Here is a 20,303-nt window from a genome sequence, read left to right as displayed (position 1 = left end):
AAACGCCGGAAGCGGAACCGCCGGCGGTCGGCGGCGTCAGCGGTTGGCCACCGCCTGCCTGACCAGGGTCTTGCCGAAGTCCCACATCAGGCCACCGCCGTTGTGCGCGTCGTCCATCACCTCGGTGAAGGCGTCGACGAACCGGTCCGCGTCCTGGGCGTCGATGATCAGCGGCGGGATGAGCTTGATCACCTCCAGGTGGTCGCCGGACACCTGGGTCAGGATCCGGTGCCGTTGCAGCAGCGGCACCACGACCATCTGCGCGAACAGCCCCTTGCGCGCGGCCTGCAGCATCGTCCAGCGGCTGCGCAGCTTCAGGGACCTGGGCCGGCCGAACTCGATCCCGATCATCAGCCCCCGGCCTCGGACGTCGGCCAGTAGCTCGTAGCGGTCCACCAGCTCACCCAGCCGGGACTTCAGCCGCCCTCCCACCGCCTCGGCGTTCGCCACGATCTCCTCGTTCTCCATCACCGACAGCACCGCGAGTCCGGCCGCCATGGCCTGGGCGTTGGACCCGAAACTCGCGGAGTGGACCTGGACCCGGTCCATCGAGGAGAACACCTTCTGGAAGATCCAGTCCTTGCCCAGGGTGGCCCCCACCGGCACATATCCGCCGGACAGCGCCTTGGCCACACAGACCAGGTCGGGCTCGACCCCGTCCTCGTGCTGGAAGGCGTAGAAGGTCCCGGTCCGGCCCAGCCCCGTCTGCACCTCGTCGGCGATGAGCAGTGCCTTGTGCCGGTGCAGCAGCTCCTGGGCGGCGCGCAGATATCCGAGCGGGGCCTCGTGGACGCCCTTGCCCTGGATCGGCTCCACGATCAGCGCGGCCACGTCGCCCTTCTTCAGCTCCCGGGCCAGGGCGTCCAGGTCACCGAGAGGGACGGCGGTGTCGGGCAGCAAGGGGGTGAAGCCGTCGCGGAACCCGTCCTCGCCGTTGACGGACAGCGACCCGGTGGTCAGCCCGTGGAAGGCGTGCGTGCAGTACAGGATCCTCGGCCTGCCGGTCGCGTACCGGGCGAACTTCAGCGCGGTCTCGACCGCCTCCGTACCGCTGTTCCCGAAGAAGACCCGGTCCAGGTGCGGGCTGTAGGAGAGCAGCTTCTCCGCCAGCAGCCCGGGCAGCGGCGGGCAGTCGAAGCGGGTCAGGTCGGCCAGCGAGGCGTCGAGGACGTCGTGCAGCGCCTTGCGGACGACGGGATGGTGGCGTCCCAGGCCCATCACCGCGAACCCGGCGAGCATGTCCAGGTAGTCGTTGCCGTCCGCGTCCCAGAAGTGCGCGCCCTCGGCCCGCTCGTAGACCTTGTCGAAGCCGATGGTGCGCAGCATGCGCGGGAGCTGGTGGTTGAGGTGCTTCGCGTGCAGCTCGTACCGCTCGGCTCCGCGCTCGGCCAAGAGCGCGGCGAGGTCGAACTCCTTGGTCATTCAGTACTCTCCTTGCGCTGGCATGACGATCCGTTCGTCCCCGGGCTGTTCTCCGGCCGGTTCTCCCGCCCGCTCTCCCGCCCGTTCCCCGACGGCCAGGCTCGCGCTGATCCGGCCGGCGATCTCGACCGGGGTGAGACCGATGTCGGCGAGCACCTCGGCGCGCTTGGCGTGCGCGAGGAACTGCTCGGGAATGCCGAACCGCCGTACGGGTACGTCGACCTCGGCGTCGCCCAGCGCCAGCGCCACCGCGGAACCGACCCCGGCCGCACGGCTGTTGTCCTCGACGACGGCCACCAGACGGTGCCGGGCGGCCAGCGGCGCGAGTGCGGGGTCGACGGGTTTGACCCAGCGCGGGTCGACGACGGTGCACCCGATGCCGCGGGCCTCGAGAAGCTCGGCGGCGCCGAGGCAGACGGGCGCCATCACGCCGACCGCCACGAGCAGCACCTCGGGCCGGTCGGCGGCGTGCAGGACGTCCAGGGCGCCGACCCGGTCGACGGCCGGCACGGCCGGTCCGACGGACTCCTTCGGGAAGCGGAGCAGGGTCGGCGCGTCGTCGACGGCGACCGCCTCGCGCAACTGGGCACGCAGCTGATCGGCGTCGCGCGGCGCGGCGATGCGCAGGCCCGGGACGACCTGCAGCACGGACATGTCCCACATGCCGTTGTGCGAGGGCCCGTCGACGCCGGTCACGCCGGCCCGGTCCAGGACGAAGGTGACGCCGCAGCGGTGCAGCGCCACGTCCATCAGGAGCTGGTCGAAGGCGCGGTTGAGGAAGGTGGCGTAGACGGCGACGACCGGGTGCAGTCCGCCCGTGGCTAGGCCGGCGGCGGACACGGCGGCGTGCTGCTCGGCGATGCCGACGTCCCAGACCCGGTCGGGGAACCGTTCGGCGAAACGGCCGAGGCCGACCGGGTGCAGCATGGCCGCGGTGATCGCGACGACGTCGTCGCGTTCCTCGCCGATCCGGACGATCTCCTCGCCGAACACGGAGGTCCAGGACGGCCCGTTGGCGGGGCCGAGCGGTGCGCAGGTCAACGGGTCCATCACGCCGACGGTGTGGAAGTGGTCGGCCTCGTCGCGCAGGGCGGGTTCGTAGCCGCGGCCCTTCTGGGTGAGGCAGTGCACCAGCACCGGCCCGTGGAAGCGCTTCGCGCGCCGCAGCGCCGACTCGACGGCCCCGATGTCGTGCCCGTCGATCGGGCCGAGGTACTTCAGCCCCAGGTCCTCGAACAGGCCCTGCGGGGCGAAGGCGTCCTTGAAGCCCTTCTTCGCGCCGTGCAGGGCCTCGTAGACGGTGTTGCCGACCACGGGTGTGCGCTGCAGCACGTCCTTGCCCCAGGCCAGCATCCGCTCGTAGCCGTCGGTCGTACGGAGCGTCGCGAGGTGGTTGGCGAGGCCCCCGATGGTGGGCGCGTACGAGCGTTCGTTGTCGTTGACGACGATGATCAGCGGCCGGTCCCTGGCGGCCGCGATGTTGTTCAGGGCCTCCCAGGCCATGCCTCCGGTGAGCGCGCCGTCACCGATGACGGCGACGACGTGGCCGCGCTCCCCCTGCACCTGGCGGGCCTTGGCGAGGCCGTCGGCCCAGCCGAGGACGGTGGAGGCGTGGCTGTTCTCGATGACGTCGTGCTCGGACTCCTCACGCGACGGATAGCCGGAGAGGCCGCCCTTCCCGCGCAGTTTGGAGAAGTCCTGACGGCCGGTCAGCAGTTTGTGCACGTAGCTCTGGTGGCCGGTGTCCCACAGGATGCGGTCGGCCGGTGACTCGAAGACCCGGTGCAGGGCGACGGTGAGTTCCACCACCCCCAGATTGGGCCCGAGGTGCCCGCCGGTGCGGGCGACCGCGTGCACCAGGAAGTCACGTATCTCTTCGGACAGTTCGCCGAGTTCCGCCTCGGACAGCGCCTTCAGGTCGCGTGGTCCCCGGATGCTCTCCAGAATCGTCACGCTCGGGCCCCCTTCGGTCCGTGCTGTTCAGCTCACGGTGACGGCCGGCTCCCCCGACGCGCCGTCCTTCTCCATCTGCTCGGCGATCCGCGCCGCCTCTTCGATCAGCGTCTCCACACTCTTCGACTCGGGGACGGTCCTGACGACCTGGCCCTTCACGAAGATCTGGCCCTTGCCGTTGTCGGAGGCGACGCCGAGGTCCGCCTCGCGGGCCTCACCGGGCCCGTTGACCACGCACCCCATGACGGCGACGCGCAGCGGGACGCACGATCTGGCAGCCGGAGGCCGTCGGCTCCGCTCTGCCGGAGCGTCGCGCCGACGCCCGAGATACGGGTCGTCGTCATCGACTGCACCGACCCGGGGCCCCACCCCCGACCGCCACCGGCCCGACCTGGATCCGCCGCGGCACGCGCCGCTCGGCGATCGGCCGGACCGGTACCTCGGGGACGCCCAGGGAGACGGCGGTCATGCCGTCACTCCCGGTTCCCGGACACCGTCTCCCGCATGGCGCGCAGGGACTCCTTGAGGGAGCCCATGGTGGCCAGGACGGCGGTCGGTTCGTAGCCGCAGTGCGCCATGCAGTTGGCGCAGCGCGGGTCCTTGCCCCGGCCGTACTTGTCCCAGTCGGTCTCCTCGATCAGCTCCCGGTAGGTGGGCACGTACCCGTCGCTCATCAGGTAGCAGGGGCGCTGCCAGCCGAAGAGGGAGTAGTTCGGGATCGCCCACGCGGTGCACGGGAAGTCGACCTTGCCCTCCAGGAAGTCCAGGAACAGCGGGGAGTGGTTGAGCCGCCAGCGGGACCGGTTGCCGCCCGAGAAGGCCTTCCTGAACAGCTCGCGGGTCTGCTCCACGCCCAGGAAGTGCTCCTGGTCGGGCGCCTTCTCGTAGGCGTAGGCGGGCGAGATCATCATCTCGTCGACCTTGAGGTCGTCGTTGAGGAAGTTGAGGACCTCGACGATGGTCTGCGGGGTGTCGGTGTTGAAGAAGGTCGAGTTGGTGGTGACCCGGAAGCCGCGCCGCTTGGCCTCCTTGATGGCCTCCACGGCCTCGTCGAACACGCCCTCCTTCGCCACGGACTCGTCGTGCCGCTCGCGGAGCCCGTCGATGTGCACCGCGAAGGCGAAAAACGGGGAAGGGGTGAACTTGTCCATCTTCTTGCGCATGAGCAGGGCGTTGGTGCAGAGGAAGACGTACTTCCGCTTGGCCACCAGCTGGCGCACGATCTCGTCGATCTGCGGGTGCATCAACGGTTCCCCGCCGGCGATGGAGACCATCGGGGCACCCGATTCGAGTACCGCTCCCACGGCCTGCGCGACCGGCATGCGCTGCTTGAGCACCCCGGCCGGATGCTGGATCTTGCCGCATCCCTCGCATTTCAGGTTGCAGGCGAAGAGGGGCTCCAACTCCACGATGAGCGGAAACTTGTCCCGTCGGCGGATCTTTTGTTCGGCCAGGTATGTAGCGACCTTGATGGACTGACGCAGCGGCATGGCCATCTGGGCTCACCTCCGGGGGAGCAGCAAAGAACGGTGCCATTCGAAAAATGCGGGAAGAACGGATCGAAGAACGCGGAAAGCCGATATTCCACCGCGCACTGTGCCGATCCGGACGAGTTCGTGTTCTGGAGCGTCCACCACCACCCGGACGGCCGCAACCGGGCGCGCGCCCACCCGGACGGCGCTCAGGAGCGTGGCCGCGGACTCCATGTCGACGGCGATCGCGCCGGTCGCGAGCAGGTCGGCGCGCTCGGCGCCGCGGACGACGTGGTCCGAACCGGTCAGCGGTCCGGTGTGCAGGGTGCGTCCGGGGGCGGCCCGCGCGAGTTCCTTGACGAGCCGGTCGGTCCCCACGCACGCGACGGTGCCCCGCGGGTCCCGGGTCTCCTCGGCGACGACCAGGTCGCCGGGGTGCATACCGGGAGCCAGTCCCGCGCAGAAGCCCGTGGCCAGCACCACGGCGTCACCGAGCGCCGGGTCGGCCAGGACCCGGGCGACCGAGCGCTCGGCCGCCTTCGGGCCCATACCGGTGCGCAGGACGGTGACCGGCCCGCCCGCACCGCCGCGGTCGCCGGTGCGCAGGGCGAGGTGCTCGATGCCGAGCGCGCAGGCGATCAGCAGCGGGGACGGGCCGGACTGCCGGTTCATCAGCTGCCTTTCGCCTCGGCCGTGGATGTCTCGGTCGAAGTCTGCCCGGCGGTGGTCCGTGCCGCACGCGACTTCTCGGCGAAAGGCTCTCCGTGGACGTACCGGCCGAGCGCGGTGAGCGGGAAGACCTGCCGGTAGAGGTGGTAGTTGATGGAGAAGTCCCAGGGGAAGCCGGTGCCGGTGAAGTACGGCTCGTCCCAGGAGCCGTCCTCCCGCTGGGTGGCGGCCAGCCACTCGACGCCGCGCTCGACGGCCCTGGACTCCCGCTCCCCCGCCGCCAGCAGCGCCATCAGCGCCCAGGCGGTCTGCGAGGCGGTCGAGGCGCCCCGGCCGCTCCACTCCCTGACGTAGCGGTAGGAGCGCAGGTCCTCGCCCCAGCCGCCGTCGCCGTTCTGGACGGACTCCAGCCAGGTCACCGCGCGGCGGATGGCCGGGTGCGAGGCGGGGAGTCCGGCGGCGGTCAGGGCGGGGACGACGGATCCGGTGCCGTAGACGTAGTTGACGCCCCAGCGGCCGAACCACGAGCCGTCCGGCTCCTGTGCGGCGAGCAGCCACTCGATGCCGCGCCGGGTGCGCGGGTCGTGGGCGAGGCCCTCGACGGCGAGCATCTCCACGACGTGCGCGGTGACGTCCGCGGACGGCGGGTCGATGACCTCGCCGAAGTCGCAGAACGGCAGCCGGTTGGGGAAGGCGCTGGTGTTGTCGACGTCGAACGCGCCCCAGGCGCCGTTCTTCGACTGCATGCCGAGGTTCCAGCGCACCCCGCGGCCGATGGCCTTCTCGACCCGCTCCGGGTCGTGGTGCCTGACCCGGCGCAGGGCGAGGACCACCTCGGCGGTGTCGTCGATGTCGGGGTAGTTGTCGTTGTGGAACTCGAACGCCCAGCCGCCGGGCGGGAGTCCGGGCCGTTTCACCGACCAGTCGCCGGGGCGCACGATCTGTTCGCCGAGCATCCAGTCGGCGGCCTTCACCAGCTGCGGGTGGTCCTCGGGCACCCCGGCGTCGGCCAGCGCGATGGTGGCCAGGCAGGTGTCCCACACCGGGGACTGGCAGGCCTCGATCATCCGGGCGCCGTCCTCGCGCCACACGGCGAAGCGGTCCAGGGACTCCAGCCCCGCGCGCATGACGGGGTGTTCGAGGTCGTAGCCGAGGAGGTACAGCGCGATGACCGAGTACACGGCCGGCGGCTGGATGCCGCCCCAGCAGCCGTCGTTCTCCTGCCGTTCGATGATCCAGCGGGCGGCGGTGTTCATCGCGGCCCGGCGCAGCCGGCGCGGGGCGACCTTGCGATAGGCGTGCAGCGCCTTGTCGAGGCGCTGGAAGACGCCGTCCCAGCTCGTCGCCGGCGCCAGGGGGCGCGGCGGGCCGGGGCGGGCCGGGTCGGTGTGCAGTTCGTCGAGCGGGAAGGGTGCGGGGCGCACCGGCCGCTTCGCCGAGACGACGGTCAGCGGCACGATGGTCTGCCGGGCCCAGCAGCCGAAGTCGTAGATGTTGAGCGGTACCCAGGTGGGGAAGTAGATGAGTTCCGGCGGGAGTTCGGGCAGGTCGTCCCACTTCCACCAGCCGAACAGGGCGAGCCAGATCCGGGTGAAGACGCGGGAGGCGGCGATGCCGCCCCGGGACCGGATCCACTCCGACGCCTTCGCCATGTGCGGTGCGTCGGGGGCGTCGCCGGCCAGGCGGAGGGCGACGTAGGCCTCGATGGTCGCGGACAGTTCGCCGGGGCCGCCGTAGAAGGTGGCCCAGGTGCCGTCCTCGCGCTGCTCGCCGCGGATGAAGAGCGCGGCGGCCCGCGTGGTCTCCTCGTCCTGGATGCCGAGGAACTGGCGCAGGAGCAGGTCCTCGGCGTCCATCGTGACGTTCGTCTCGAGGTCGCCCTTCCACCAGCCCTGGGCGTCCTGCAGGGAGAGCAGGAAGTCGGTGGCGCGCCGGGTGGCGCGTGCGGCGGCTTCTGGTACCCCGGCCGCCGCGGCGGGGATGGTGATGTCGGTTGTTTCGCTGGCCGCGGCTGCGAGGGGCTTCAGGGTGGCCCCGGTGCTTCCGTCGGTCGTCGCTGTCATGGCTTCCCCTTCGTGCAGTGTGCAAGCGGTGCGTCTGCTGTGGGTCCGCCGTCGGCCGGTGCTCGTCCACGTGGGGGTCCCTCCACTCATGGGGCCCCCGCTCATGGAAGGTCCCCCCGCTCGGGCGAAGCCGAGAGTGGGGGTCGGAGCGGGGAGAAGCCGGGAGTGGGGGGAGAAGCCGGAAGTGGAGGGCACCGGCCGGCGACTACGCGAGGGCTATTCGACCGATAGTGATCATCTCTTTCGTACGACGACGAAGTCCGCGAGCGCCGTGAAACGATCCCGCACCTGGTCGGGCATGTCCACGGTGTCGAGGGCCTCGATGGCGATGGTGTGCTGCCGGCGTGCCTCGTCGGCGGTCCAGTCGCGGCCGCCCGCCTCCTCGATGAGGGCGGCGCGGGCCGCGAACTCCTCCTCGGAGAAGTTCTCGAAGTCACTGCTCTTGGCGTCGGCGGTGAGGATCTCGCCCAGCCGTTCGGAGGCGGGGCCGCCCGCCGCGAGCGCGGCCACGACCGGGAGGGACTTCTTGCGCTGGCGCAGGTCGCTCCAGGTCTGCTTGCCGGTGGCCCCCGGGTCGCCCCAGATGCCGAGGAGGTCGTCGACGGCCTGGAAGGCCAGGCCGAGGTGGTAGCCGTACTTCTCCAGCGTGTCGGCGGTGTGCTCGTCGGCGCCGCCGAGCACCGCGCCGATGGAGCTGGCGGAGGCGAGCAGGGCGCCGGTCTTGTTGCCCTCCATCTCCAGACACTCCTCGACGCTGACCCGGTCGCGGTGCTCGTAGGAGATGTCCTGGGCCTGACCGTCGATCAGGGCGCGGGAGGCCTTGGTCAGGCGGCGGGTGGCGCGGCCGGCCTCGACGGTGCCGAGTTCCAGCAGCACCTCGTTGGCGAGGGCGAACAGGGCGTCGCCGACCAGGATGGCCTGGGCGGGGCCGTGCACCTTCCAGACGGTGTCGCGGTGGCGGCGCTGCTCGTCGCCGTCCATCAGGTCGTCGTGCAGCAGGGAGAAGTTGTGCACCAGTTCCACGGCCACCGCGCCGGGTACGCCGGTCTCGGGCGCGGCGCCGGTCACCTCGGCGGAGAGCACCGCGAGTGCGGGGCGGACGGCCTTGCCGCCGTCGCCGTCCGCGGGGTTGCCCTGGGCGTCGATCCAGCCGAAGTGGTAGGCGGCGACGGTGTCCATGGGAGGTGCCAGGCGGTCGACGGCCGCCCTCAGGACCGGCGTGGCCAGGGTCCGGCCGCGCTCCAGAAGCGCGGTCACGTCCACCGTGGTCCGTCGATCGGCCTTCGGGGCCGGGGGCACAGTGGGCACAGTCTCTCCTCCAGTTGCGGTACCGGGAGTGCGGGGGTCGGTCCCACGCGGATCGGTTCTCACGCCGCCTCCTCGAAGAAGTCGGGGAGGAGGCCGCGGGACCGGCCGAGGGCACCGAGCGCGGCGCCCGCCGCCCCGACACCACTGCGAACCGCACTCTCCATGGTCGCGGGCCACCCGGTGGCGGTCCACGCTCCGGCCAGGTACAGGCCGGGTGCCTTGGTGCGGGCGCCGGGCCTGAGCCGGCCGACGCCGGGGGCGGGAGCGAAGGTCGCCGCGCGCTCCCTGGTCACGAAGAAGTCCTTCACCTCGGCACCCCGGGTACGGGGCAGCAGCCGCTCCAGTTCGGGCAGGTACCGCTCGCGCAGCGCGGCCACGGGCTCGTCGATCTCGTCCTGCGCCGTCGACTGCGACAGCGCCAGGTACTGGCCGTCCTTCAGCCCGGAGGCGTCGGTACGGTCGAACACCCACTGCACCGGGGTGCCCAGTGCCGCGAGGAACGGCGTGGCGAGCACCTTGCGGTCGTAGACGACGTGGATGTTGAGGATCGGCGCGGTGCCGATCTCCAGGAGTTCCCCGGGGGCGTCGAGGGCGCCCGCGGGCAGCAGGTCGTGCGCCTCGCGTTGCGGTACGGCGAGGACGACCGCGTCCGCCTCCAGCGTCTCGTCGGGAACCTGGACGCTCCAGCCGCCGTGGTCGTTGACACGGAGGGAGGTGACACGTGTACGGACCTCGGTACGGACGCCCGCGGAGTCGAGCGCCTTGCGGGCGAGCCGGTCGTGCAGTTCGCCCAGCGGGACGCGGGCCCACCCGATGTCGGCCGCGCCCGGGTCGGACAGCAGACCGGTCTTGAACACCATCGCGGCGAGCCCGAGGGAGGCGTCGCCCGCGACCGCGTTGAGGGTGGCGACCCCGACCAGGTCCCACAGGGCCTCGACGGCGCGCGCCGACTGACCGTGCGCGGCCAGCCAGCTGCCGAAGTCCTGCGTGTCCAGGGCCGGATCGGTGAGGTCGAGCCCCTTGAGCGCGAGCGCGGCACGCCCGACCCTGGCGCGGTCGGCGAGCGAGAGATGCGGGTACGTCGCCAGGCTGCGCCCCAGGTGCAGGGGCACGGGCAGGGCGTCGCGCCGCAGTCTGCCGAGCCGCCGTCCCTCGGGCCGGGCCAGGTCGACGACGGGCACGTCGAGACGTTCCTGCACGGGAGCGAGCGCCGTCCCCCCGATGCGCTCGAGGAACCAGCGGTAGGCGGTGCAGCAGCGCAGGTACACGTGCTGGCCGTTGTCGACGGTGAGGTCGCCGCGCTGGAAGGAGAAGGCGAGCCCGCCTAGGCGCGGCCGGCCTTCGAGCAGGGTGACGCGCACCCCGGCGTCGGCGAGCGCGAGCGCGGCGGTGACACCGGCGAGTCCACCGCCGACCACGACGGCGTGTCCGCCGGGGCGGACGGCGGAGACGTCCGCGAGCCGCCCGCCGTCACGCGTGCCGTTGCCGTGGGTCATGGTGCGCCCTTCCCTGTCCGGTCGCCATGGTCCGTGTGGTGCTTGAACGGCGTACCGCCGACCGTCTCAGTCAGGGACGCCGCGCGCCACCGGAGGGTTGCGCGCCGTTGTCCGCCGTCGGCGTCGCCTGGGGCCGGCGTGTCGGGTGTGGCCATCAGGCGCGCCTCCTGACGGCCCGCCGGGTCACGTGCCGGGCGTCCAGCCCGGACAGGCCGCGCACGGCGACGTAGGCCTTCTCGCGGCCGGGCAGCGAGACGCGTCCGCGCAGCACGGCCTGGGGGTCGCGCTCGATGCGGTCCAGGAGGCGGCGGTAGATGCCGGCCATGGCGGCGACGCAGGCGCCGCTGCGCCGGTCGAGCATCGGGAGCAGCCGGTAGCCCTCGGCGAAAAGGGCGCGGGCCCGACGCACTTCGAAGTGCACGAGGCCCGCGAAGTCGGAGCCCTCGGGTGGCGTCGGCCCCGCGAAACCGGCCGAGCAGCCGAACTTGGCCAGGTCGTCGGCGGGCAGATAGGTGCGGCCGCCCTCGGCGTCCTCCCGGACGTCCCGCAGGATGTTGGTGAGCTGGAGCGCGAGCCCGAGCGTGTCGGCGTACTCGGACGCGCGCTCGGCGCCGCGCGCCCCCGGCTCCGTACCGAACACGCCCAGCGAGAGGCGTCCGATGGCGCCCGCCACGCACCGGCAGTAGACCTTCAGGTCGTCCCAGGTCTCGTAGGTCTCGCCGCGCAGATCCATCTGGACGCCGTCGATCAGCTCGTCCAGCCCGCCGAGCGGGATCGGGAAGGCACGCGCGGCGTGGGCGAGGGCCACGGCGACCGGGTCGGTGTCGTCCTCGTCGACCGCGCCCTCGTGGATGCGGGCGAGTACGGCCCGGGTCTCCTCGAGCCTGGCGACCTTGACGTCGTCCGCCAGCGCCCCGTCGCCGATGTCGTCGACGCGGCGCGAGAACGCGTACAGCGCCGACATCGCCCGGCGCTTGGGCGTCGGCAGGAGCCTGATGCCGTAGGCGAAGTTACGGGCCTGCTGTCCGGTGACGGTCTCGCAGTAGCTGTAGGCGGCGAGTACCGGTGCCGACGCGTGCGCTGACGACTCCACGGTCCCGATCACCCCTCTCCTCGCAGGGTCACGCCCACCTCGCGCAGCAACTGCGCCTTGCCGGGCTTGGGCGGTCCGGGAAGTACGTCGTACTGAGCGGCGGCGATCGCCCGGACGGCCGCCCGGCCCCCGGCCACGAACCCCGCGAGCAGCAGTCGCAGCCTGCCGTGGACGCTACCCACCAGGGGGGCACCTTCATCCAGGAGATCACGGGCGCGTTGTGCTTCGTAGGCGATCAGGGCCCGCACCGACGCGCCGGCGCTCCTGGCGGCGAGGTCCGTCTCCTGGACGTGGAAGCGTTTCATGTCCTCGGCGGGCAGGTAGACGCGGTCCCGGCCCAGGTCCTCGGCGACGTCCTGGAGGTGCTCGATGATCTGGAGGGCGGTGCAGATCGCGTCGGAGCGGCGGATCCGCTCGGGCGTCGAGGTGCCGGTGACGGCGAGGACCAGATGGCCGACCGGGTTGGCGGACAGCTCGCAGTAGGCGAGGAGGTCCTCGTAGGTCTCGTAGCGGCGGACCAGCTGGTCCTGGCGGTTGGCGGCGATCAGCCCGAGGAAGGGCTCGGGGGTGAGCGAGCGGCGGCGCACGGTGGGCTTCAGGCGGCGCAGCAGCGGGTGGCGCGGTGTCCCGTCGAAGACCCTGCGCAGGTCCTCCTCGAAGGCGTCCAGCATCAGCAGCCGGTCGTCGGCCTGATCACCGGGGACGCCGAGGAGACGGGCGTCGGCGCCGCCGGGGGCCAGGTCGCCGTCGCCGATGTCGTCGACGAGGCGGGCGAAGCCGTACACGGCCATCAGGTCGGTGCGCCAGTCGCGGGGCAGGAAGAAGGGAGCCACGGGGAAGTTCTCACCCGCGGCCTTGTCGAGGGTGCCGCGCGAGGGGTCGACGGCGTGCGCCGTGTCACTGACCGTCATCGCGGGCTGCCCTGGGCGGCGACGGCGCACGCTTCGCGGAGCTGGGGAGTTTCCGTAGCCATTGCCGTCACATCTCCCGTTCTACACTGCCGACCCAATACATACTATTTCGGACACGCCGCCCCACTGCCCGCGCGGCAGGCCCGCTCGAGGGTGTCGGGCATTATCGCCCCATGTGCCGCGTTTCGGGACCGGTACAGCTTACGTTGTACAACTCACGGCGGTCCGCCGGGGTGCTCCTCGCATCACGAGAACACATCGATCGGGTTCAAGATTCCTGAGAACGCCGGGAGTTGATGCTTCCTTCGCGGACGCGGGACCCCGCCGGACCAGTTCCGGCGCGGTCCCGGCGTGTCGGGCTACCTGCCCGTGAACTTCTCGTACTCCTTGAGCACCTCGTCGGTCGGGCCGTCCATGCGCAGCTCGCCGCGTTCCAGCCACAGGACGCGGTTGCAGGTGTCGCGGATGGACTTGTTGTTGTGGCTGACCAGGAAGACGGTGCCGGCCTCCTTGCGCAGCTCCCGGATGCGCTCCTCGGAGCGCGTCTGGAACTTGCGGTCACCGGTGGCCAGCGCCTCGTCGATCATCAGGACGTCGTGGTCCTTGGCGGCGGCGATGGAGAACCTCAGGCGGGCGGCCATGCCGGAGGAGTACGTCCGCATCGGCAGGGTGATGAAGTCGCCCTTCTCGTTGATGCCCGAGAAGTCGACGATGTCCTGGTAGCGCTCCTTGATCTGCTCGCGGGTCATGCCCATGGCGAGCCCGCCCAGGATGACGTTCCGCTCGCCGGTCAGGTCGTTCATCAGGGCCGCGTTCACCCCGAGGAGGGAGGGCTGACCGTCGGTGTAGACCTTGCCGCGCTCGGCGGGCAGCAGGCCGGCGATGGCCCGCAGCAGGGTCGACTTGCCGGATCCGTTGGAACCGATCAGGCCGACGGCCTCGCCCCGGTAGGCGGTGAAGGAGACGCCCCGCACGGCGTGCACCTTGCGCACGCCCCGCGCCGCGTCGCCGGAGCCTCTCCTGATCATGCGGCTCAGGGCCGCGGTCGCGCTGCCCTTGCCGGTCTTGGCGCCGTTGACGCGGTAGACGATGTGCAACTCGTCCGCGATGACCGTCGGCACCCGTTCGCCCTGTTGCTCAGCCACGGCCGTACCTCTCCTCCGCCTTCCAGAAGTACACGAAGCCGCCCGCGGCGAACAGCACGCCCCAGATCAGCCCGGCCGCCCACACGTGCGGCGGCAGGTGCTCGGAGCCGTATCCGTCGATCAGGGCGAAGCGCATCAGATCCATGTAGACGGCGGCCGGGTTCCACTGGAGCACGTCGGTGATCCAGGCCGGCTTGTCCTCCAGCATGACCGGGATGGAGAACATGACGCCCGACGCGTACATCCAGGTCCGCATGATGAACGGCATCAGCTGGGCCAGGTCCGGCGTCTTCGCCCCCATCCGGGCCACGATCAGCGCGAGACCGGTGTTGAAGAGGAACTGCAGGACGAGCGCCGGGAGGACCAGCAGCCAGGACAGGGAGGGACGGCTGCCGGTGGCCATCACCACCGCGACGAGCACGATCATCGAGTACAGCAGCTGCTGGAGCTGCTGGAGCGAGAACGAGATCGGCAGCGAGGCCCGCGGGAAGTGCAGCGCGCGCACCAGGCCGAGGTTGCCCGAGATCGCGCGCACGCCCGCCATCGCCGAGGACTGCGTGAAGGCGAAGACGAAGACGCCCGTCACCAGGAACGGGATGTAGACGTCCTTCTCCATGCCCCGGCCCGCGCTCAGGATCAGACCGAAGATCACGTAGTAGACGAGCGCGTTCAGCAGCGGGGTGGCGACCTGCCACAGCTGGCCGAGTTTGGCCTGGCTGTACTGGGCGGTCAGCTTCGCCTGGGAGAAGGCGAGGATGAAGTGCCGTCGTCCCCAGAGCTGACGGACGTACTCCACGAGCGACGGCCTGGCACCGCTCACGGACAGACCGTACTTGGCGGCGAGCCGCGCCGCCGTGAGGCCCTCGTCGGGCGACACGGGCTTGGTCATGGCGACCGTGCCGTCGTGCGTTGTCTCACTCACTAGTGGATACTTTCGTCTTTCGTCCGTGCCGGGCCGGTAGCGGCCCGGCACGGGCCTGTCGGCCTCGGGTGGGGCCCGGGGGGCCCCGGACGGGGCCGGATGCCCTCGGGTACGAGCTTGTCAGATCACGGGAGGGCGGCCCAGCCGGGTCAGCCGCCACACCGTACGCCACTTCATCGGCCGGCGAGGACCGCACGGACTGGTCCAGCCCTCCCGGAACCCGCCGAACCAGGCCTTCAGGGCCGGTCGCGAGGGGCGGCGCACCAGCGTGAGCAGCATCCACACCCCGAGATAGACCGGGACGAGGAGCGCGGGCAGGTTGCGGCGGGCGAGCCAGACACGGTTGCGGGCGACCATGCGGTGGTAGACCGCGTGCCGCGAGGGCGCGGTCGTGGGGTGGTTCAGCACCATGTCGGACCGGTAGTCGATCATCCAGCCCGCGTCCAGGGCCCGCCAGGCCAGGTCGGTTTCCTCGTGGGCGTAGAAGAAGGCGTCCGGCAGGCCGCCGACCTGCTCGAGGACGCGGGTGCGCACGGCGTTGGCGCCGCCGAGGAAGGTGGTCACCCGGGAGGAGCGCATCGGGTCGGAGGCGCGCAGCCGCGGGACGTGCCGGCGCTGGGTCTCGCCGGTGTCCGGGTCGGCGATGCGGAAGCTGATGATGCCGAGCTCCGGGTCGTCCGCGAACGCCTTGCGGCACAGCTCGGCGGTGTCGGTGCGGGCGAGCAGGCCGTCGTCGTCGAGGAAGAGCAGGATGTCGACGTCGGTGCCGCCGGGGCCGAACGCCTCGATGCCGACGTTGCGCCCGCCGGGGATGCCCAGGTTCTCGGGCAGCTCGACGGTGCGGACGCCCTCGGGCACCTCCGGGACGGGCGAGCCGTTGCCGACCACGACCACCTCGACCCGGTCGCCGTCCTGCCTCGCGACCGAGTCGAGCAGGGCGCGCAGCTCGTCGGGTCGGTTGCCCATGGTGATGACGACCGCGCCGACCTTCATGGCCCCGCTCACTTCAGCCTGCTGGAGGCGAGGACGGAGACCAGGTGCAGCAGGGTCTGCAGGAGCGCGATACCGGCGAGTACGGCCGTGCCGAGGCGGGTGAAGAACAGGTCGCCGCGCGCCTGGTCGACGATCGCGAGGACGAGGATCAGCAGGGACGCCTCGATGCCGAGGATCAGCCGGTGGAACTTGAGCGCCCCCGCGGCGCGGCGGGCCAGGGCCATGCCGGAGGAGCGCGGCTCGGAGGCGGCCTCCTTGACCGGGGGCATCCCGGCCTGGTGCCGGGCCACTCCCACGAGGTCGGTCTCGGCCTTGATCAGGATGGCGCCGAGGGCGGCCAGGGTGCCGAGGAAGGCCCACAGCCAGTCGATCCGCCCGGTGCCCCACAGGTCGGCGGCGCGCAGGCCGAGGCCGACCAGGACCGCGGCGTCGGTGAGGTAGGCACCGACGCGGTCCAGGTAGACGCCGCCGAGCGAGTACTGCTTCTTCCAGCGCGCGACCTCGCCGTCGACGCAGTCCAGCAGCAGGTACAGCTGGACCGCCACGACGCCGAGCACGGCACCCGTGATGCCCGGCACCAGCAGCGCCGGGGCCGCCAGGACGCCGCAGACGGTCATCAGGTACGTGAGCTGGTTGGGCGTGATCCTGGTGTTCACCAGGTAGCGGTCGATCCGCAGCGAGACCTCGCGCATGTAGAGGCGTCCCGCCCAGTGCTCGCCGCTGCGCCGGTCCTTGACCCCCGCGGGATGGACGACCGGACGTAGTTCAGCTACCGATGGCCTTGACATAGTCGGCGTACAGGTCCTTGATCTGGTCGGTTTTGAGGTCGAGGTGCTCGAGGATCGTGTAGCGGCCGGGTCGCGTCTGCGGGGCGAACTCCACGGCCCGGAAGAACTCCTCCGGGGTGAAACCGATCTCCTCCGGCAGCACCGGCAGCCCGTGCCGGCGCAGGACCCCGGCCATGTGGGCGGACTCCTCGTGAGCGCCGCGCAGGTACATCGCGAAGGCCGCACCCAGGCCGCACTGCTCGCCGTGGGCGGCGGCGCGCTGGGGGAAGAGCAGGTCGAAGGCGTGGTTGATCTCGTGGCAGGCGCCGGAGGACGGCCGCGAGTCGCCGGACACCGACATGGCGATGCCGCTGAGCACCAGCGCCTCGGCCAGCACCTGGAGGAACTCGTTGTCCCCGATGCCGCCCGGGTGCCGGAGCACGGCCTCGCCCGCCTGGCGGGCCATCGCGGCGGCCAGGCCGTCGATCCGCTCGCCCTTGACCCGGTTGGCCAGCTCCCAGTCCGCGATCGCGGAGACGTTGGAGACGGCGTCGCCGATGCCCGCCCGCACGAAGCGTGCCGGTGCCGCGCGGATGACGTCCAGGTCGATGACGACGGCGATCGGGTTCGGGACGCCGTAGGAGCCGCGACCCGCGTCGTTGTCGAGGGTGGCGACCGGGGAGCACAGACCGTCGTGCGCGAGGTTCGTCGGCACGGCGACCAGCGGCAGGCCCACCCGCGCGGCGGCGAACTTGGCGCAGTCGATGATCTTGCCGCCGCCGAGGCCGACGACCGCGTCGTAGTGGCCGCCCTTCATGGCGCCGGCCAGCTCGATCGCGTCGTCCAGGGTGCCGCCGCCGACCTCGAACCAGTCGGCGCCGGGCAGCGACGGGGCGACCCGCTCGCGCAGCCGGGCACCGGAGCCGCCGCTGACGGCGACGGCGAGCTTGCCCGAATGGGAGATGCGCTCGTCGGCGAGCACACATCCCAGGTCGTCGAGGGCACCCGCGCGGATGTCCACGACGACCGGCGACGGGATGAGCCTCGTCAGTACTGGCACGCGATCTCCCTGCCCTTGGCGAGGTCGTCGTGGTTGTCGATCTCGACCCACTTGACGTCGCCGATCGGCGCCACGTCGACCTTGAAGCCGCGGTCGACCAGCTCCTGGTAGCCGTCCTCGTAGTAGAGCTGCGGGTCGCGCTCGAAGGTCGTCCTCAGGGCGTCGGCCAGCTCCACGGCGGCCTCGCCCTCGATGAGGGTGACGCCGATGTACTCGCCGGTCGCGTCGGCCGGGTCCATCAGCTTGGTGATGCGCTGCACGCCCTTGTCGGGGTCGACGACGACCTTCATCTCCTCGTCGGCGAGGTTCTTCACCGTGTCGAGCGCGAGGATGATCTTCTTGCCGTCGCCGCGGGCGGCGAGCAGGGTCTTCTCGACGGAGACCGGGTGCACGGTGTCGCCGTTGGCGAGGATCACGCCGTCCTTGAGGGCGTCACGGCCGCACCACAGGGAGTAGGCGTTGTTCCACTCCTCGGCCTTGTCGTTGTCGATGAGGGTGAGCTTGACGCCGTACTTCTGCTCCAGCGCCTCCTTGCGGTCGTACACGGCCTCCTTGCGGTAGCCGACGATGATCCCGACCTCGGTCAGGCCGACCTCGGCGAAGTTGGCCAGCGTCAGGTCCAGCACCGTGATGCTGTCCTCCGCACCCTCGGGGCCGACCGGGACCAGTGCCTTGGGCAGGGTGTCGGTGTAGGGGCGCAGACGGCGTCCGGCGCCGGCCGCCAGCACGAGGCCGATCATGCGGGTTCTCCTTCGTCGTGTACGGCGGGTGCGCCGACCTTGTGGGCGGCGACCCAGAAGCGGATGCTCTCCACGAGCACCACGAGTGCCACGGCCACGGCGAGAACCGTGAGCGCGACCTTGAACTGCGGGGCGGTGAGCAGCACGGCCAGCACGGTGATCACCAGCGTGCGGCCCTCGTGCCCCCCGACCGTCCGCACCAGCCACTGCGGCGGCGCGCCCGCGTCGCCGCGGATGCGGTAGACCGTGTCGTAGTGATGGTAGGCGACCGCTCCCACCAGCCCGAAAGCCGCCGGTAGCGCCCCGTTCACGTCCGCTTTCGCCGCCAGTACGAGGACGGTGCCGTACTCGGCGGCGCGCAGGAACGGCGGGACCAGCCAGTCGAGGGCGCCCTTGAGGGGGCGGGCGACAGCGAGTCCGGACGTCAGGACGTAGGCGATCGCGGCGACGACCGGCCAGGGGCCGCCGAAGTCGGTCAGCGCGGCCGTCACGACGACGGCGACGCCGCCGAGGAGGGCGGCCGCGGGGGCGGTGAAGCCGGGCAGCCGGCGGGCGGGCTTGCCGAGGCCCGCGGAGACCGCCTCGGCCAGTGGCCCGGAGTCCGCGAGGTCGGCCAGTGCCTTCGCCGCACGGTCGGTGCGCGTGGCCCTGCGGGTCAGCGAGCGCAGGACCCGGCCCGCCGTGGTGTACGTCGCGGCGAACGCGCAGCCGATCAGCAGCGCGTAGAAGGTGATCCGGGGGGTGGTGGCCGCGGTCAGGACGGCGATCATGGCCCAGCGTTCACCGATCGGCAGGACGATCATGCGACGCGCCCAGATCGTCCAGCCGACGCTGTCGAGCTTGCCGGAGAGGGCGGCGGTGGGGCTGGCCAGCGACGATTTACCGAGCGCGGTGGCATCGTGGTTGGCCTCGTTGAAGGAGAAGTCCACCACGTGCCGGCAGGTCTGCAGGACCATCGCGCCGAGGGCGAGGGCCCACACGTCGTCGCCGCCGCGGGCGGCTCCGAGGGCGAGGCCCGCGTAGTAGGCGTACTCCTTGGCACGGTCGAAGGTGGCGTCCAGCCAGGCGCCGAGCGTGGAGTACTGCAGGGAGTAGCGGGCGAGCTGCCCGTCGGTGCAGTCGAGGACGAAGGAGGCGATGAGCAGGACGCCGGCGGCGACGAAGCCGCCGCGGGTGCCGGTGGCCGCGCAGCCCGCCGCTATGAGCGCGGTGACGAGCGAGGCGGTGGTGACCTGGTTGGGGGTCAGGCCCCGGCGCGCGCACCAGCGGGCGATGTAGCGGGAGTAGGGACTGATGAAGAAGGTGGTGACGAACCCGTCGCGGGCCTTCACCGCCGACTTCAGGCGTACGGCCTCGTCGTCGACGGCGGCGACGGCCTGCCGTGCCTCGTTGCGGGTCTGCGGGTCGGCGGGGACGGCGGCGACGAGGCTGCCGAGCTCGGGCCGGTGCACGTCGGCGCCGTCGGCGTCGAGGGCGGCGGTGATCCGGTCGGCGAGGCTGTCGACGTCCTCCGCGCCCGGCTCCGCTCGCGCGGGGGCGCCCCCGTCGGCCGTGCGGCCGCCCGCGGAGTTCTCGCGGGCCATCGCGCGGGTCAGGGCCTGCCGGGCGTCCGGCTGGGCCGTCACGGCGCCCGGGATCGCGGCGAGCGGGAAGCGGGGGTCGGTGAGGCCGAGGCGCAGGGCGTGCAGATGGCCGACGAAGCGGGCGTCGACCACGGCGACCCGCTCACCGGCCGGCACCCGGGCCAGCAGTGCCTCGGTGTCGTCGGTGCCGGAGGCCGGGCGGACGTCGAAGCCCAGGGACCGCAGCTCGCTCTCGATCGACGAACCGGGGACCGGCTGACCGGTGAGGATGGCGGTCGGCAACCGAACTCACTCCCTGGGTGCCGGCGCCTGGGCGCCGGGCCTGTGCATGGTGGAGCGCCCGTGCCTGTGGCACCCGGGCAGCATGTCGGCAGAGGCTATCGGATGCCTGGAACGCCGTGTTCACCGCCCGTTTCACGGTCGGTCCACGCCGCTTGCACCCGCCTTTGCCGCGATCATCATGGTGGATCCGGAGCCCGCCCCACAAACCGCGCTCGCAGACCGGGCATCGCGGACATCGCACAGTGTCGACGCCTGTGCGCGCACCGTCAGGGCGCCCCTCTCGCGGTCCGGTCACCCACACGGTCCAGGCAGTGCCTCCGCGAGCCGGCGACGCCCTGACCTGCGGATCGTTTCCGCAGGTCAGAGCTTATGACAACGGTGTTCAGTGCCGCGTTGCCCGATACCCCCCACCCGTAGTTGACTG

17 protein-coding genes and 1 pseudogene are annotated in these 20,303 nt (G+C 71.6%); all 18 read right to left on the bottom strand.

What is annotated here, in order from left to right:
- Nucleotides 1-36: 36 nt before the first annotated feature.
- Nucleotides 37-1,422, bottom strand: a complete 1,386-nt coding sequence (locus RM812_RS01615; protein ID WP_311570535.1) for an aspartate aminotransferase family protein — start codon at nt 1,420-1,422, stop codon at nt 37-39.
- Nucleotides 1,423-3,375 (bottom strand): 1-deoxy-D-xylulose-5-phosphate synthase, encoded by a 1,953-nt coding sequence (gene dxs / locus RM812_RS01610; RefSeq protein ID WP_311570534.1) that lies wholly within the window; start codon nt 3,373-3,375, stop codon nt 1,423-1,425.
- A gap of 27 nt (nt 3,376-3,402) precedes the next feature.
- Nucleotides 3,403-3,639: pseudogene (locus tag RM812_RS01605) on the bottom strand (flavodoxin-dependent (E)-4-hydroxy-3-methylbut-2-enyl-diphosphate synthase); the annotation flags it as partial.
- A 209-nt stretch (nt 3,640-3,848) separates the two neighbouring features.
- Entirely contained in the window at nt 3,849-4,871 is a 1,023-nt protein-coding gene (gene hpnH, locus RM812_RS01600; protein WP_311570533.1) for an adenosyl-hopene transferase HpnH, read from the bottom strand.
- A gap of 6 nt (nt 4,872-4,877) precedes the next feature.
- Nucleotides 4,878-5,519, bottom strand: a complete 642-nt coding sequence (locus tag RM812_RS01595; protein ID WP_311570532.1) for a phosphorylase family protein — start codon at nt 5,517-5,519, stop codon at nt 4,878-4,880.
- Nucleotides 5,519-7,579, bottom strand: coding sequence for a squalene--hopene cyclase (gene shc, locus RM812_RS01590; protein WP_311570531.1), 2,061 nt, complete (start codon nt 7,577-7,579; stop codon nt 5,519-5,521). The genes RM812_RS01595 and shc overlap by 1 nt, the downstream gene beginning before the upstream one ends.
- A 234-nt stretch (nt 7,580-7,813) precedes the next feature.
- Nucleotides 7,814-8,878, bottom strand: coding sequence for a polyprenyl synthetase family protein (locus RM812_RS01585; protein ID WP_311570620.1), 1,065 nt, complete (start codon nt 8,876-8,878; stop codon nt 7,814-7,816).
- Nucleotides 8,879-8,946: 68 nt separating this feature from the next.
- Entirely contained in the window at nt 8,947-10,383 is a 1,437-nt protein-coding gene (gene hpnE, locus RM812_RS01580) for a hydroxysqualene dehydroxylase HpnE (RefSeq protein WP_311570530.1), read from the bottom strand.
- Nucleotides 10,380-10,538: a DUF6380 family protein gene (locus tag RM812_RS01575; protein WP_311570529.1), complete on the bottom strand. Its 159-nt coding sequence runs from the start codon at nt 10,536-10,538 to the stop codon at nt 10,380-10,382. Before RM812_RS01575 ends, hpnE begins: the two co-directional genes overlap by 4 nt.
- A complete protein-coding gene (gene hpnD, locus RM812_RS01570; protein ID WP_311570528.1) occupies nt 10,538-11,488 on the bottom strand; it encodes a presqualene diphosphate synthase HpnD in 951 nt (316 codons plus the stop codon). The genes RM812_RS01575 and hpnD overlap by 1 nt, the downstream gene beginning before the upstream one ends.
- Nucleotides 11,485-12,387 (bottom strand): squalene synthase HpnC, encoded by a 903-nt coding sequence (hpnC, locus tag RM812_RS01565; protein ID WP_311570527.1) that lies wholly within the window; start codon nt 12,385-12,387, stop codon nt 11,485-11,487. Before hpnC ends, hpnD begins: the two co-directional genes overlap by 4 nt.
- 359 nt (nt 12,388-12,746) lie before the next feature.
- Nucleotides 12,747-13,532 (bottom strand): ABC transporter ATP-binding protein, encoded by a 786-nt coding sequence (locus tag RM812_RS01560; RefSeq protein WP_311570526.1) that lies wholly within the window; start codon nt 13,530-13,532, stop codon nt 12,747-12,749.
- On the bottom strand, nt 13,525-14,454 hold the full coding sequence (locus RM812_RS01555; protein ID WP_311570525.1) for an ABC transporter permease: 930 nt from the start codon (nt 14,452-14,454) through the stop codon (nt 13,525-13,527). Before RM812_RS01555 ends, RM812_RS01560 begins: the two co-directional genes overlap by 8 nt.
- Before the next feature lie 120 nt (nt 14,455-14,574).
- Nucleotides 14,575-15,447, bottom strand: coding sequence for a glycosyltransferase family 2 protein (locus tag RM812_RS01550; RefSeq protein ID WP_311570619.1), 873 nt, complete (start codon nt 15,445-15,447; stop codon nt 14,575-14,577).
- Between the two features lie 8 nt (nt 15,448-15,455).
- On the bottom strand, nt 15,456-16,235 hold the full coding sequence (locus RM812_RS01545; RefSeq protein ID WP_311570524.1) for a CDP-alcohol phosphatidyltransferase family protein: 780 nt from the start codon (nt 16,233-16,235) through the stop codon (nt 15,456-15,458).
- Nucleotides 16,213-17,274, bottom strand: coding sequence for an iron-containing alcohol dehydrogenase family protein (locus tag RM812_RS01540; protein ID WP_311570523.1), 1,062 nt, complete (start codon nt 17,272-17,274; stop codon nt 16,213-16,215). Before RM812_RS01540 ends, RM812_RS01545 begins: the two co-directional genes overlap by 23 nt.
- Nucleotides 17,262-18,014 carry a phosphocholine cytidylyltransferase family protein gene (locus RM812_RS01535; RefSeq protein ID WP_311570522.1) on the bottom strand — a complete coding sequence of 251 codons (753 nt, stop codon included), beginning with the start codon at nt 18,012-18,014 and terminating at the stop codon, nt 17,262-17,264. Before RM812_RS01535 ends, RM812_RS01540 begins: the two co-directional genes overlap by 13 nt.
- Nucleotides 18,011-19,879, bottom strand: a complete 1,869-nt coding sequence (locus RM812_RS01530; RefSeq protein ID WP_311570521.1) for a DUF5941 domain-containing protein — start codon at nt 19,877-19,879, stop codon at nt 18,011-18,013. The genes RM812_RS01535 and RM812_RS01530 overlap by 4 nt, the downstream gene beginning before the upstream one ends.
- Nucleotides 19,880-20,303 lie beyond the last annotated feature (424 nt).

It is taken from the genome of Streptomyces lancefieldiae (assembly GCF_031845825.1).
GTDB classification, from domain to species: Bacteria; Actinomycetota; Actinomycetes; order Streptomycetales; family Streptomycetaceae; genus Streptomyces; species Streptomyces lancefieldiae.
The sequence above is the reverse complement of the archived record's forward strand: the minus strand, read 5'-3'. Positions and strand labels throughout refer to the sequence as shown.